This is a genomic window from Micromonospora sp. NPDC049230 (genome assembly GCF_040647875.1).
GTDB lineage: Bacteria > Actinomycetota > Actinomycetes > Mycobacteriales > Micromonosporaceae > Micromonospora.
Window position 1 is genome coordinate 25,146 of sequence record NZ_JBEZCZ010000034.1, and the last position, 13,087, is coordinate 38,232.

The window sequence follows — 13,087 nt, forward strand, 5'->3', positions numbered from 1 at the left end:
GTGGGGGTGCGACAGAGGGGGAGGCCGACACGTCGACCTCGCCCGGGAGTGCCCCTGATGACCGTAGAGCAGTTCGCCACCCGTCACATCGGCCCCGGCCCCGACGACGAGCGTCGGATGTTGGAGGTCGTCGGGCACGACTCGATCGACGAGTTGATGGACGCCGCGATCCCCGAGGTGATCCGCTGGCACGGCACCCTGGCCCTGCCCGATCCGGCCACCGAGGCCGAGACGATCGCCGAGCTGCGGGCCCTCGCGGCGCGTAACACCGTCGCCGTGTCCATGATCGGGTTGGGATACCACGGCACGCACACCCCGGCGGTGATCCGCCGCAACGTGCTGGAGGACCCGGCCTGGTACACGGCGTACACCCCGTACCAGCCGGAGATCAGCCAGGGCCGCCTGGAGGCGCTGTTGAACTTCCAGACGATGGTCACCGACCTGACCGGCCTGGCCACCGCGAACGCCTCCATGCTCGACGAGGGCACCGCCGCGGCGGAGGCGATGACCCTCGCCCGCCGCGCGTCCAAGAGCAAGAGCCGGGTGTACGTCGTCGACGCCGACGCGTTGCCGCAGACCATCGCGGTGATCACCAGCCGCGCCGAGCCGCTCGGCATCGACGTGCGGGTCGTCGACGTCGCCCGTGACGAGCTGCCGGCGGAGTTCTTCGGCCTGCACCTGCAGTACCCGGGCGCGTCCGGGGCGGTCCGCGACCACACGAGCCTCGTCGAGGCCGCGCACACCGTCGGGGCGCTGGTCACCGTCGCGGCGGACCTGTTGGCGTTGACGCTGCTGCGCGCACCGGGGCAGATCGGCGCGGACATCGCCGCCGGCACCACCCAGCGTTTCGGCGTACCCATGGGCTTCGGGGGGCCGCACGCCGGTTACCTGGCGGTCCGCGCGGGCCTGGAGCGGATGCTGCCCGGGCGCCTCGTCGGGGTGTCACGCGACGCGGACGGCAACCCGGCCTACCGGTTGGCGTTGCAGACCCGTGAGCAGCACATCCGGCGGGAGAAGGCGACAAGCAACATCTGCACCGCGCAGGTGCTGCTCGCGGTGATGGCCGGCATGTACGCCGTCTACCACGGCCCGGACGGGCTGCGCGACATCGCGACGCGTACCCATCAGATGGCGGCGCGGCTCGCGGCCGGGCTGCGCGCCGGTGGCGTGGACGTCGCGGGCGTCGCGTTCTTCGACACCGTCACCGCGACCGTGCCGGGCGGCGCGGCGCGGGTGGTCGCGGCGGCCGCGCAGCGGGGCGTGAACCTGCGGCTGGTCGACGCCGACCGGGTGGGGGTGTCCTGCGACGAGACGACCACCGACGCGCACCTGGCACTGGTGTGGGAGGCGTTCGGGGTGCCCGCGTTCGACGGGACCGTGGACGCGGCCCTGCCGGCCGACCTGGCCCGGACGTCGGACTTCCTGACCCACCCGGTGTTCCGCAGCCACCACTCCGAGACGGCGATGCTGCGCTACCTGCGGCGGCTGTCGGACTTCGACTACGCCCTGGACCGGGGCATGATCCCGCTCGGGTCGTGCACGATGAAGCTGAACGCGACCACCGAGATGGAGCCGGTCAGCTGGGCGGAGTTCGCGCACATCCACCCGTTCGCGCCGGACGCGCAGACCGTCGGGTACCGGGAGATGATCGGTCAGCTGGAGTCGTGGCTGGCGGAGGTGACCGGCTACGACGCGGTCAGCGTGCAACCCAACGCCGGGTCGCAGGGTGAGCTGGCCGGGTTGCTGGCGATCCGCTCCTACCACGCGTCGCGGGGTGAGTCGCACCGCGACGTGTGCCTGATCCCGTCGTCGGCGCACGGCACCAACGCGGCGTCGGCGGTGATGGCCGGCATGCGGGTCGTCGTGGTGGCCTGCGACGAGGACGGCAACGTCGACCTCGTCGACCTGGACGCGAAGATCGACAAGCATCGGGACGCGCTCGCCGGGATCATGGTGACGTACCCGTCGACGCACGGGGTGTACGAGACGGGCATCGCGTCGCTGTGCGCGAAGGTCCACGACGCCGGCGGTCAGGTGTACGTCGACGGGGCGAACCTCAACGCCCTGGTCGGGTTCGCCAAGCCCGGCAGGTTCGGCGCGGACGTGTCGCACCTCAACCTGCACAAGACGTTCTGCATCCCGCACGGCGGCGGTGGCCCCGGTGTGGGCCCGGTCGCGGTCCGCGCGCACCTCGCGCCGTTCCTGCCCGGTGACCCCCTCGGGGCGCACGCCGACGCGACGCCGGCGATCTCGGCGGCGAAGTACGGGTCGGCGGGGATCCTGCCGATCCCGTGGGCGTACCTGCGGATGATGGGCGCCGAAGGGCTGACCCGGGCCACCGGGGTGGCGGTCCTCGCCGCGAACTACGTGGCGGCGCGGCTGCGCGGGCACTTCCCGGTGCTCTACGCCGGCAACAAGGGCCTGGTGGCCCACGAGTGCATCCTCGACCTGCGGCCGTTGACGAAGACGACAGGGGTGAGCGTCGACGACGTGGCGAAGCGGCTGATCGACTACGGCTTCCACGCGCCGACGATGTCGTTCCCGGTGGCGGGCACGCTGATGGTGGAGCCGACCGAGAGTGAGGACCTGGCCGAGCTGGACCGGTTCTGCGACGCGATGATCGCCATCCGGGCGGAGATCGAGCAGGTGGGTTCCGGGGCGTGGCCGGCGGGGGACAACCCCCTGGCGAACGCGCCGCACACCGCGGCGATGGTCAGCGGTGACGAGTGGTCGCACGCGTACCCGCGGTCGGTGGGCGCGTACCCGGCCGGGGTGGACCGGGCCGGGAAGTACTGGCCACCGGTGCGGCGCATCGACGGCGCGTACGGCGACCGGAACCTGGTCTGCTCGTGCCCGTCGCCGGAGGCGTTCGAGGACTGACAACGCCGGAGCCGGTCGAGGACCGACGGCGGCGCGCCGGGGCGGGCGGTTACGGCCTGCCCCGGCAGCCGCTGCGACCTGGGCGGAGAGGTCCCTTACCGGGGGACTAGCCTGGGTCCGCGGCGGCTAAACGGTGACGCTGGGTGGTCAATCAGGCCACGAGGGCGTGGCGGGCGGGACCGCGGTGCGGTGCGATGCTGCTGCCGTCGGGCAGCAACTCGCCGGTGTCCTCGAAGACGATCACACCGTTGCAGAGCAGACTCCAGCCCTGCTCACGGAAGCAGGCGAGGACCCGCGCGGCTTCCCGGTCGGTGGCTTCAGCGGAGGGGCAGGTCGGTTGGTGCTGGCACATCGGGTTCTCCGGACTGTGGGGGCACTGTGTCATGGTTCACATGACCAGTGACGCACAGTACCAAGCGAAAGTGGCCAGCATCGAGCAGGTGTCGGCCTGGCGCACCCGAAATCCACTGAACGGATGAGGAAGGTCGGACCATACGGCGTGGAAACGCTCCCACAGGTGTTCACCGCAGGCAGCGGCGCGGCCGCGTTGGCCGCCTACCGCGGCGCGGCGGCGTCGGTCGGTGTGCCGGCGGCGCCCGCCGCGTGTCGGGACTCGCTCACCGAACGCGCCCGCCTACAGTGGCACCGCCGCGACGGCGGCGACCCCGCCGCGCTCGCCGAGGAGTTCCTCGCCGCACACGGCCTGCCCCTACACGACCTGACCCGACCCGCCCGCCCCCACCCGCACGACGGGGTGTGCGGCGCCGCGCTCTACCTGTCCGCCGCGGCCGGCGCGCACCTGGCCGGCGCACCCACCACCGCACCCGAACCCGCGCCGACCCTGCCCGACCTCACCGTCGTCGTCTACCACCACGGCCCCACCCGGGCCACCCCACCGGCCGTACCCACCCCCTGGTGGCTCGGCCCGTGGACCGACAGCTGGACCCCCCGCCAACACGCCGACGCCGTCGACAGGGTCCGCGCCGCCATCGGCCGCGGCGACGTCTACCAGACCAACCTCGTCGGGCACGCCGCCGCCCGCTACACCGGCGACCCCCTACCCGCCCTGAGTCGCCTCGGCGCGCTCCCCGGCGCCCGCTACGGCGGCGTCCTCACCGGCGACGGCTGGGCGATCGGCTGCGCCTCCCCGGAAACCCTCATCGAGGTCACCGACGGGCACCTGATCACCCGACCCATCAAGGGCACCCGCCCGGCCACCGCCGCCGGCCGCGCCGAACTGCTCGCCAGCGCCAAGGAACGCGCCGAACACATCATGATCGTCGATTTGGAACGCAACGACCTCGCCCGCATCGCCCGCACCGGCACCGTCACCGTCGACGACCTGTTCGCCGTACGCCGCTGGTGCGACCTGTGGCAGGCCGAGTCGACGGTCCGCGCCGCCGCCGCCGACGGCCTCGGCCTCGCCGACCTGCTGCGCGCCACCTGCCCCGGCGGCTCCGTGACCGGCGCACCCAAACACGCCGCCCTCACCCAGATCAACGCCCTCGAACCCGTCGGCCGGGGCGCCAGCATGGGCGCACTCGGCTGGGTCACCCCCGGGCACGTCGACCTCGGCCTGACCATCCGCACCGCCGCCGCCGACGCCGACCTGCTGCACACCTGGGCCGGCGGCGGCATCACCTGGGACAGCGACGCCCACGCCGAGGTCGCCGAAGCCGCCGCGAAGACCGCCCCGATCCGCGCCACCCTGGCCGGACACTGACCCACCCACCACCGGCGATAAACTGACCCCCATGACCATGCGGCCCATCCGGATCATCGGCGACCCCGTCCTGCGCACCGGATGCGAACCGGTCACCACCTTCGACGCCGAGCTGCGCGCCCTCGTCACCGACCTGATGGACACCCTGCTCGGCGCCCCCGGCCGCGCCGGCGTCGCCGCACCACAGATCGGCGTCAGCGCCCAGGTGTTCGTCTACGACGCCGACGGGCACCGCGGCCACCTCATCAACCCCACCCTTGAGCTCTCCGACGAGCTCCAGGACGACGAGGAAGGCTGCCTGTCCATCCCCGGCCTGTACTTCCCGACCGTCCGGGCGCTGCACGCCACCGCCCACGGCGTCGACCAACACGGTGAGCCGCTCACCATCGCCGGCAGCGGCTTCCTCGCCCGCGCCCTGCAACACGAGACCGACCACCTGCACGGCACCCTCTACGTCGACACCCTGCGCGGTGACACCCGCCGCCGCGCCCTGCGCGAGATCCGCGCCGGGCGCTTCGACTCACCCAGCCGCCGCGCCTAGCGACGTCAACGTCCACTCGTCGTAGTCGGCGACCCGGGTGAAACCCACCCGCTCGTACAGCCGCACCGCGGCCGCGTTGTCCGCCTTCACGTTCAGCGTCACGTGCTGCACGCTCTCCCGCAGCCGCGTACACAACGCCGCCACCACCGACGCGCCCACACCACGACCCCGCCACCGCGGATGCGTCGTGACGTTCCCCAACGCCGCCACCCGGTACGCCGGCGAGAACACATGCACCCCCGCCACCGCGACCAACGCGCCCCCGTCGCGTACCCCCAGGTACTGCCCGGTCTGCATCATCCGCTCGTCGAACCAGTTACCCGGGTACGCCTGCGCGTACAACTCCCGCACCTGCGGCAGGTCCGCCGCCCCCAACACCACCCCCGCCGGGGCCACAGCGCCCAGCCGCCCCGGATCGGTCAACGCCATCCGGTGGTGCCGACCACCGGCATCCATCCGGAACGACCCCGCCAGCGCGCCGGTCAGGCCGGGGGACAGGTGCGCGTACAGGCGGGCCGGCAGCACCGGCGCCACCTGCGCCAACAACACCGACAACGCCGCGGTGTCCGCCGGCGCGGCGAACGCCAACAACGTCGGCAGGTCGGCGCCGTGGTACAGCAACGCGACCTGGTCACCACGGCGAAACCACGACGTGTACGGCCAGAAGAAGTCGTCCAGGTCACCCAACTGGTAGGCGTGCAACACCGGGTCCCGCCCCAGCAACCTGGCCAGCACCGCCCGGTCGTGCTCGGCCCGCACCGGCATCAGCGGGCCACCCACTGGTCGTGGCCCAGCTTCGCGACCAACGCCAACACCACCACCAGCAACACCACCCGCACGAAACCCGACCCCCGGCGCAACGCCATCCGCGCACCCAGCACCGCCCCGGCGATGTTGCACACCGCCATGCCCGCACCGAGCAACCACCACACGTGCCCGGTCACCCCGAACACCACCAACGCACCCAGATTCGTTCCCGCGTTCACGACCTTCGCCATCGCCGACCCGTGCACGAAGTCCGCGCCGACGAGGGTGGTGAACGCCAACACCAGAAACGTGCCGGTCCCCGGACCGATCAACCCGTCGTACAGCGCGATGCCCACCCCCGCGACCGCGATCACCGCCACCACCCGCACCGGGGTACGCCGCCGCGGCACCGCCACCACCCCCAACCGGGGGCGCAGCAGCACGAACACCGCCACCGCCACCAACACGACAAGCACCACCGGCCGGTACGCCGACGCCGGCACCGCCCCGGCCAGCGCCGCGCCGACGCCCGCACTCACCACCGCCAACCCCGCCGCCGGCGCCACCACCCGCCAGTCCACCTCGGTCCGCCGCGCGTACGTCGCCGCCGCCGTGGTCGTACCGAAGATCGCGGCCAGCTTGTTCGTGCCCAGCGCGGTGGCCACCGGCAACCCCGGCGCCGCCACCAGCAACGCCGGCAGCAGCAACAACCCACCACCACCGACCACGGCGTCAACCCACCCCGCCATCGCGGCAGCGGCCAACAGGGTACTCAGCGATACGGCGTCCACGGGCGGCAATTCTCCCCACCCGGGGCACCCCGACCCGCACCGGAGTGGCCAGCCTCACCCGGTCAGCGACCCCGGGAACGCCGCAACCACACCCCCAACGCGCCGACCGCCACGAACACCAGCACGGAACACAGCAACACCTTCGCCACCCGGTAACCCTGGCACAGGGACGTAGGGTGCAGAAGTGCGCCTGGCCACCTTCAACGTGCTGCACGGACGCTCCCTGAGCGACGGGCTCGTCAACCCCGACCGCCTCACCGCCGCCGTGCGCGCCCTCGACGCCGACGTCCTCGCCCTACAGGAGGTCGACCGCGACCAACACCGCAGCGGCAACCTCGACCTCACCACCATCGCCGCCCACGCCCTGGACGCACCACAGCACCGCTTCGCCGCCGCCCTCGTCGGCACCCCCGGCGAACAGTTCCGCCCACTACGCCACGACGACGACGGGCACGGCGAACCCTGCTACGGCATCGGCCTGGTCAGCCGCCACCCCGTGCGCAGCTGGCACATCACCCGCCTCAAGCCCGCACCCGTACGATCCCCGGTCTACGTCCCCGGCCCCCGCGGCGGCCTCATCCTGCTGCACGACGAACCCCGCGTCGTCCTCGCCGCCGTCCTGGACACCCCACACGGCCCACTCACCGTCGCCGCGACCCACCTGTCCTTCGTCCCCGGCTGGAACGCCCGCCAACTACGCCAAACCGTCCGCGCCCTGCGCGCACTACCCGGCCCCCGCGTCCTGCTCGGCGACCTCAACCTGCCCGCCGGCCCCGCCCGACTCATCTCCGGCTGGCACCTGCTGGGCCGCCGCCCCACCTACCCCTCCGGGCAGCCCCGCGTGCAACTCGACCACATCCTCGCCGACCGGCACGCCCTCGACCAGCTCCCACCCGTACGGGCCGTCACCGCACCACCGTCCACCATCTCCGACCACCGCCCCCTGCTGGTCGACCTCGGCTGAACCCGCCGGCCACCCGCCCGGCAGTGCGTAGGTTGGAAACCACCACCGCCACGGAGCTGACCATGAGCGACACGCCGGACACGATCGTGCTCATCCACGGATTCTGGGTCACCCCCCGCAGCTGGGAACACTGGGCCACCCACTACCAGGCCCAAGGCTTCCGGGTACTCACCCCCACGTACCCCGGACTGGAAGCCGAGGTCGAAGCGATCAACGCCGACCCCAGCCCCCTGGAGACGCTCACCGCGCCACAGATCATCGCGCACCTGTGCGCGGTGCTCGACGCACTGCCCACACCGCCGATCATCATGGGCCACTCCGCCGGCGGGGCGTTCACCCAGGTGCTGCTCGACCGCGGGTACGGCGCCTCGGCGGTCGTGCTCAACTCCGCGCCCACCGAAGGCGTCACGGTGACGCCCCTCTCGCAGCTACGCTCCACCTTCCCGGTCCTGAAAAACCCCGCCAACCGGCACCGGGCCGTCGGCTTCACCTTCGACCAGTGGAACTACGCGTTCACCAACACCTTCGACGAGGACGAGGCCCGCGCCCTGTACGAGCGCTACGCCATCCCCGCCGCCGGCGGGATCCTCTGGGACGGCGTCCTGGCCAACCTGCTGCCCGGCCCGCAGGACATCGCCGTCGACTACCACAACGACAAACGCGCCCCGCTGCTGTTCATCTCCGGCTCCGAAGACCACATCATGCCGCCCAGCGTGCAACGCGCCAACGCCGCGCACTACCAGGGCGACACCATCACCGAGGTCGAACTCCACGACGGGTACGCCCACCTACTGCCCGCCCAGCACGGCTGGCAGCGCATCGCCGACCACGCCCTCGACTGGGCGCTGCGGCACGCCCGCTGACCGGCGCGGACGCTTCATGTTCGCGGTCAGGGGCGCAGGATCACCTTTCCCCGGTTGACCCGCGCCTCGATGATCTCATGAGCGGTCGCCGCATCGGACAGGGGAATCTGGGCGTGGATGACGGCCCGAAGCTGTCCGGTGCGGTGCAGCTCCCACAGCCGCTCGTGGTGGCGGTCGTAGAGGTCCCGCCGGGTGCCGGCGAACCGGGCCATCGTGAGACCGGTGATGGTCTTCGAGCCGGCGAGCAGGTCGAACGCGGGCACCGTACCGCCACCGGAGTTGAAGAAGATGAGCCGCCCACCCGGACGCAACGCGGCGACCGCGCGGGGGAGAAGGTCACCACCGACGGCGTCGAGGACCACATCGACCGGGTCGGTCCACGATTCGTCGTCGTAGACGACGACCTCGTCGGCGCCGAGACCCCGCACGAAGTCCACCTTGTCCACGGTGCCGACGGCTGCCACGACGCGCGTGACGCCCTGAATCTTCGCCAACTGGACGGCGAGATGCCCCACGCCGCTGGCCGCGCCGGTGACCAGAACCGACTCGGCGGCGGTGATCTGCGCGGTGGCCAGCGCCGCCAGGGCGACGTGTCCGCTTCGGACCAGCGCGGCGGCCTGCACACAGTCCGCGTGGTCGGGGATGCGGCTAGCGGTGAACGTCGGCACGACGACCACGTCGGCGTAGGCGCCCACGAAGGCGAGGGCGGTCACCCGGTCGCCGATCGCGAAGCCATCGGCCTGCGGGCCGACGCCTATCACCGCACCGGCCACCTCACCGCCCAGCGTCGCCGGCAGCGGACCGCGGTCGCCGTCACCCCGAACCTTCCGCACCCCGGGAAGCGTGACACCGATGGCCTCGACGCGGATCAGCAGCTCGCCGCGGCTGGGACGAGGCTGGGGGACCTGCTCCACCCGCAGGACCTCCGGTCCGCCGTGCCGGTGATAGCGAACAGTGCGCACAGGTACCTCCTATCGTTGGGTGTCCCCAACGATAGGCGCGACTGTCGGGTAGGCCCAACGATTAAGTAGTGTCCTGACATGGCCGACACCCCGTACGCCCCCGCACGCATCCGCGCGCTGCCAAGCTGGCTACTGGGCCGAGCCGCTGCCCGCGGCCACCGACTCGTCGCCGAGGCGCTCGCTCATGAGGGCATCCGGATGATGCACCACGCGGTGCTGGCCACCGTTGCCGAACTCGGGCCGCTCTCGCAGGCCCAACTCAGCCGAACCCTCGGCGTCGACCCCAAAGACATGGTCTCCATCGTCCACGACCTGCACACCGAAGACCTGATCACCCGAGCCCCCGACAGCGCCGACCGGCGCAAGAACGCCATCTCCATCTCACCGACCGGCACCCGCCTGCTGCGCCGCACGGAGAGACTGGGCGAGCAGGCCAACGCCGAACTGACCGCCGCACTCACCCCCGAAGAGCGTCAACACCTCGTGCGACTCCTGACCCGCATCGTCGCGCCCCACCACCCACCGGCATGACGACCCCGCCTACCTGATCAGCCCTACGCCGCCGGCCGGGTGAGCTTGGCGGCCACGGCGTCGAGGACCCAGTCCAGACCGGTCGCGAAGGACACCTCGGCGTCCACCTCCGCCCCGTCGTGCACCGCCCTGCTCAGCGCCGGGAAGCGGCCCGTGGCCAACATCTTCGCCAGGCGCGGGCCGGAGGCGCGCTGCCAGTCGCGCTTGGACAGACCCGTGGCGCGCTCGGCCCGCAGGTTCGCGATCTCACGCCTGATCGCACCTGTGACGTAGGCGCTGACAGTTTCCACCGCCCGCAGCGCGGTGTCGATGTCGGCGAGGCCGTCGAGGGCGGCCAGCTTGGCCTCGGTCACCGCGAAACCGTTCGGCCCCAGGGTCGGGCGGCCACCGAGCAGGTCGGCAAGCCATTCATGCCGCAGAACGGCCTGCCTGGTGCGGTGGGCGAGGACGCGCAACGCCTCCCGCCACTCACCCGGCGGCTCCCCGGGGAGTATCTCGGCGTGCACCTCGTCCACCATGAGGTCGAACAGCTCGTCCTTGGTGGAGATGTACCCGTACAGCCGCATCGGGCCGGCGTTCAGCCGGGCCGCGACCTTGCGCAACGACACCGCCTCCAGCCCACCCTCGTCGGCCAGCGCGACGGCGGCCGCGATGATCCGCTCCCGGTCGAGCGGCACCGGGGGATTCGGCGGCTCCGGCCGGTCCCACACCGTCATGATCACTCCCTGCTGTTGCGGTGCATTCTACGAGCCCGATACGGTGTATCGCTATGAGACACCGTATCGCCGTGGCCGGGGGCGGCCCCGCAGGCCTCACCTTCGCCCGCGTCCTGCACCGCCACGGCCACCCCGTCACCGTCCTCGAACGCGACCCCGCACCCGACTCCCGCCCCCCAGGCGGCACCCTCGACCTCCACCAGGGGCTCGGCCAACTGGCACTGGACAAAGCCGGCCTACTGACCGAGTTCCAGACACTGTCCCGCCCGGAGGGACAGGCCATGCGCATCCTGGACACCGCCGGCACCGTCCTGCGGGACTGGCAACCCCACCCCGACGAGCAGACCAACCCGGAGATCGACCGCGGACACCTCCGCGACCTCCTGCTCGACTCACTCGACGTACGGTGGGGGCGAGAGGTCACACAGGTGCTGCCCGGCACCGCGGACGGCACACTCGTCCACTTCGCCGACGGGCACCAGGAGACGTTCGATCTCGTCGTGGGCGCGGACGGCGCCTGGTCCCGGGTCCGCCCGGCGGTCTCACCGGTGACACCGCACTACACCGGCGTCACCTCGGTCGAAACCTCCCTCGACGACATCGACACCCGCCACCCCGACCTCGCCCACCTGATCGGCGACGGCTCGGTGGCCGTGTACGGCGTCAACCGATCCCTCGTCGCCCAACGCAACAGCGGCGGCCACGTCAAGGTATACGTCAAGCTCCGCGCCCCACTGGACTGGCACGCGGACCTGGACCCCACCGACGTCGAGGCCACCCGAACGCGCCTGCTGGCCCTGTTCGACGGCTGGGCCGCACCCGTCCTCGCCCTGCTCGGCCACGGCACCGCCTTCGTCCACCGCCCCTTCTACGTCCTACCCGAATCCCACACCTGGGCCCACGTCCGCGGGGTCACGCTCCTGGGCGACGCCGCCCACCTGATGCCACCGCTGGGGGCCGGCGCGAACCTCGCGATGCTCGACGGCGCCGAACTCGCCGAGGCCATCGTCGCCAACCCAGAAGATCTGGACCAGGCCGTACGCGCCTTCGAGGAACGGATGTGGGCACGAGCCGCCACGTGGGCGAAGATCACGACAGCCGGCCTGGAACGCCTCGTGAGCCCGGACCCCGCCGAAGCCCTCGCCCTCTTCGACGACGTCCAGCCATCCTGACCACGGCACCACCCAGCCGCACACTCAATCCCGGTCCACACCCACCAGAGAGGCCAACACCCGATTGGTGCGGTTGGCCCGTACCGCCTCACGCTGCTGCCCCGCCGTCACCTCGATATAGGTCTGCGACGACGCCAACGACGCGTGCCCCAACAACCGCATGATCTCCGCCGCGCTCGCCCCGTCCTCCGCCAACCGGGTCGCGAACGTGTGCCGCAACGCGTGCAACCGCGCCCCACGCGGCACCCGATCACCGATGCCCGCCCGCCGATAACACGACTCCACCAGATACTGCAGCCCACCACGGCGCAGCGGCTCGCCCTGCCGATCCACCAGCAGCGCCGAATCGGGGCGCACCGACCGCGCCCCGAAGCGCCGACGCCGACTGTCCAGATAGTCGGCGATCACCCGATCCAGATCGGACTCGATCGGCACCACCCGGGGCCGCCCGCCCTTGCCGGCCACCTCGATGCGCCGCTCACCCGGCCGACCCGCCAGCGAGCCGACCCGCAGCGCCAGCAACTCCGACAGGCGCAGCCCCGCGCACAACGCCACCGCCAACACCGCCACGTCCCGCTCCGGCCACGGATCACGCTGCCGGCCGTCGTCGCGCGCCACCGACGCGAGCAGCACCTCGGGGGTGTCGGCACCGCGCAGCGGCTTCGGCTGGGGGAGTAGCGCCCGAGGCCGCCCGACCGCCGGCATCGGATTGCCCGCCATCAGCCCCTCGGCCACCAGGAACGAGCAGAAACTGTTCCAGGTGGACCAGGCCCGGTGCACCGACGCGGCCGCCCGGGGAGCGGCGAACCGGGCGAAGGCCGCCCGCATCACCCGGGGGGAGAGGTCGGTGATCGACAGCGCGTCCAGGGATGGGGGAGAAGCGGCATCCTCCGCGATCAGGGTGGCCACCGTGCGCAGATCCCTCCGGTACGCCTCCAGGGTGTGCGGGGAGGGCTTGCGGGTGGCCCGGGCGGTCAGGAACTCCTCGATCAGCACCTCGAGCGATTCGTCCTGTTTGTCATGCATAAGGGATATTATGCATGATTTTCGGGTTCCCGGGAAGGGGGGGCGAGGGGAGAGGGTGAAGCTGAACCTGAGGGCCGGCGCCAGCGTCTGCTGTTGACTGCCTGTCGAGCTGCGCCGTCGGTGGGGCAGCTCGACAGGTGCTCACTGCCACACCTGGCCGGCACGCCCCGC

13 protein-coding genes are annotated in these 13,087 nt (G+C 72.0%); 7 read left to right on the forward strand and 6 right to left on the reverse strand.

Annotation, left to right across the window (positions count from 1 at the left end; all coding sequences use genetic code 11):
* The first annotated feature begins 57 nt into the window (after nt 1-57).
* The gene (gcvP, locus tag AB0A95_RS25070; RefSeq protein ID WP_357558194.1) at nt 58-2,880 is read left to right on the forward strand and encodes an aminomethyl-transferring glycine dehydrogenase; all 2,823 of its coding nucleotides are present in this window, start codon (nt 58-60) and stop codon (nt 2,878-2,880) included.
* Nucleotides 2,881-3,031: 151 nt separating this feature from the next.
* Here the strand turns inward: gcvP and AB0A95_RS25075 are convergent, their stop codons facing one another.
* Nucleotides 3,032-3,232, reverse strand: a complete 201-nt coding sequence (locus AB0A95_RS25075; RefSeq protein WP_007460326.1) for a DUF5999 family protein — start codon at nt 3,230-3,232, stop codon at nt 3,032-3,034.
* Nucleotides 3,233-3,328: 96 nt separating this feature from the next.
* On the opposite strand from AB0A95_RS25075, the gene AB0A95_RS25080 reads away from it, so the two are divergent.
* Both AB0A95_RS25080 and def read left to right on the forward strand, forming a co-directional pair.
* Nucleotides 3,329-4,603, forward strand: a complete 1,275-nt coding sequence (locus AB0A95_RS25080) for a chorismate-binding protein (RefSeq protein WP_357558248.1) — start codon at nt 3,329-3,331, stop codon at nt 4,601-4,603.
* Between the two features lie 31 nt (nt 4,604-4,634).
* Nucleotides 4,635-5,144 carry a peptide deformylase gene (gene def / locus AB0A95_RS25085; protein ID WP_357558195.1) on the forward strand — a complete coding sequence of 170 codons (510 nt, stop codon included), beginning with the start codon at nt 4,635-4,637 and terminating at the stop codon, nt 5,142-5,144.
* Here the strand turns inward: def and AB0A95_RS25090 are convergent.
* Entirely contained in the window at nt 5,124-5,909 is a 786-nt protein-coding gene (locus AB0A95_RS25090; RefSeq protein ID WP_357558196.1) for a GNAT family N-acetyltransferase, read from the reverse strand. The two genes, def and AB0A95_RS25090, sit on opposite strands and share 21 nt — an antisense overlap.
* Nucleotides 5,909-6,682: a TSUP family transporter gene (locus AB0A95_RS25095; protein WP_357558197.1), complete on the reverse strand. Its 774-nt coding sequence runs from the start codon at nt 6,680-6,682 to the stop codon at nt 5,909-5,911. Before AB0A95_RS25095 ends, AB0A95_RS25090 begins: the two co-directional genes overlap by 1 nt.
* A 184-nt stretch (nt 6,683-6,866) precedes the next feature.
* Between AB0A95_RS25095 and AB0A95_RS25100 the strand changes: the two genes are divergently transcribed.
* Nucleotides 6,867-7,646, forward strand: coding sequence for an endonuclease/exonuclease/phosphatase family protein (locus tag AB0A95_RS25100; RefSeq protein ID WP_357558198.1), 780 nt, complete (start codon nt 6,867-6,869; stop codon nt 7,644-7,646).
* Between the two features lie 62 nt (nt 7,647-7,708).
* Entirely contained in the window at nt 7,709-8,509 is an 801-nt protein-coding gene (locus tag AB0A95_RS25105) for an alpha/beta hydrolase (RefSeq protein ID WP_357558199.1), read from the forward strand.
* Nucleotides 8,510-8,535: 26 nt separating this feature from the next.
* Here AB0A95_RS25105 and AB0A95_RS25110 read toward each other — a convergent pair whose 3' ends face one another.
* Nucleotides 8,536-9,471, reverse strand: coding sequence for a zinc-binding dehydrogenase (locus tag AB0A95_RS25110; RefSeq protein WP_357558200.1), 936 nt, complete (start codon nt 9,469-9,471; stop codon nt 8,536-8,538).
* Between the two features lie 78 nt (nt 9,472-9,549).
* On the opposite strand from AB0A95_RS25110, the gene AB0A95_RS25115 reads away from it, so the two are divergent.
* Nucleotides 9,550-10,002, forward strand: coding sequence for a MarR family winged helix-turn-helix transcriptional regulator (locus AB0A95_RS25115; RefSeq protein WP_357558201.1), 453 nt, complete (start codon nt 9,550-9,552; stop codon nt 10,000-10,002).
* Between the two features lie 23 nt (nt 10,003-10,025).
* Here the strand turns inward: AB0A95_RS25115 and AB0A95_RS25120 are convergent, their stop codons facing one another.
* The gene (locus AB0A95_RS25120; RefSeq protein WP_357558202.1) at nt 10,026-10,718 is read right to left on the reverse strand and encodes a TetR/AcrR family transcriptional regulator; all 693 of its coding nucleotides are present in this window, start codon (nt 10,716-10,718) and stop codon (nt 10,026-10,028) included.
* Nucleotides 10,719-10,771: 53 nt separating this feature from the next.
* Here AB0A95_RS25120 and AB0A95_RS25125 point away from each other — a divergent pair, with 53 nt between their 5' ends.
* Nucleotides 10,772-11,890 carry an NAD(P)/FAD-dependent oxidoreductase gene (locus AB0A95_RS25125; protein ID WP_357558203.1) on the forward strand — a complete coding sequence of 373 codons (1,119 nt, stop codon included), beginning with the start codon at nt 10,772-10,774 and terminating at the stop codon, nt 11,888-11,890.
* Nucleotides 11,891-11,914: 24 nt separating this feature from the next.
* On the opposite strand, the gene AB0A95_RS25130 is transcribed toward AB0A95_RS25125, so the two are convergent.
* Nucleotides 11,915-12,916, reverse strand: coding sequence for a tyrosine-type recombinase/integrase (locus AB0A95_RS25130; RefSeq protein WP_357558204.1), 1,002 nt, complete (start codon nt 12,914-12,916; stop codon nt 11,915-11,917).
* Nucleotides 12,917-13,087 lie beyond the last annotated feature (171 nt).

Bases quoted from the DNA above. Each gene is read 5' to 3' on its own strand.
- AB0A95_RS25130 (WP_357558204.1), bottom strand. From the start codon at position 12,916: ATGCATGACAAACAGGACGAATCGCTCGAGGTGCTGATCGAGGAGTTC.
- AB0A95_RS25115 (WP_357558201.1), top strand. From the start codon at position 9,550: ATGGCCGACACCCCGTACGCCCCCGCACGCATCCGCGCGCTGCCAAGC.
- AB0A95_RS25125 (WP_357558203.1), top strand. From the start codon at position 10,772: ATGAGACACCGTATCGCCGTGGCCGGGGGCGGCCCCGCAGGCCTCACC.
- gcvP (WP_357558194.1), top strand. From the start codon at position 58: ATGACCGTAGAGCAGTTCGCCACCCGTCACATCGGCCCCGGCCCCGAC.
- AB0A95_RS25120 (WP_357558202.1), bottom strand. From the start codon at position 10,718: ATGACGGTGTGGGACCGGCCGGAGCCGCCGAATCCCCCGGTGCCGCTC.
- AB0A95_RS25090 (WP_357558196.1), bottom strand. From the start codon at position 5,909: ATGCCGGTGCGGGCCGAGCACGACCGGGCGGTGCTGGCCAGGTTGCTG.
- def (WP_357558195.1), top strand. From the start codon at position 4,635: ATGACCATGCGGCCCATCCGGATCATCGGCGACCCCGTCCTGCGCACC.
- AB0A95_RS25075 (WP_007460326.1), bottom strand. From the start codon at position 3,232: ATGTGCCAGCACCAACCGACCTGCCCCTCCGCTGAAGCCACCGACCGG.
- AB0A95_RS25105 (WP_357558199.1), top strand. From the start codon at position 7,709: ATGAGCGACACGCCGGACACGATCGTGCTCATCCACGGATTCTGGGTC.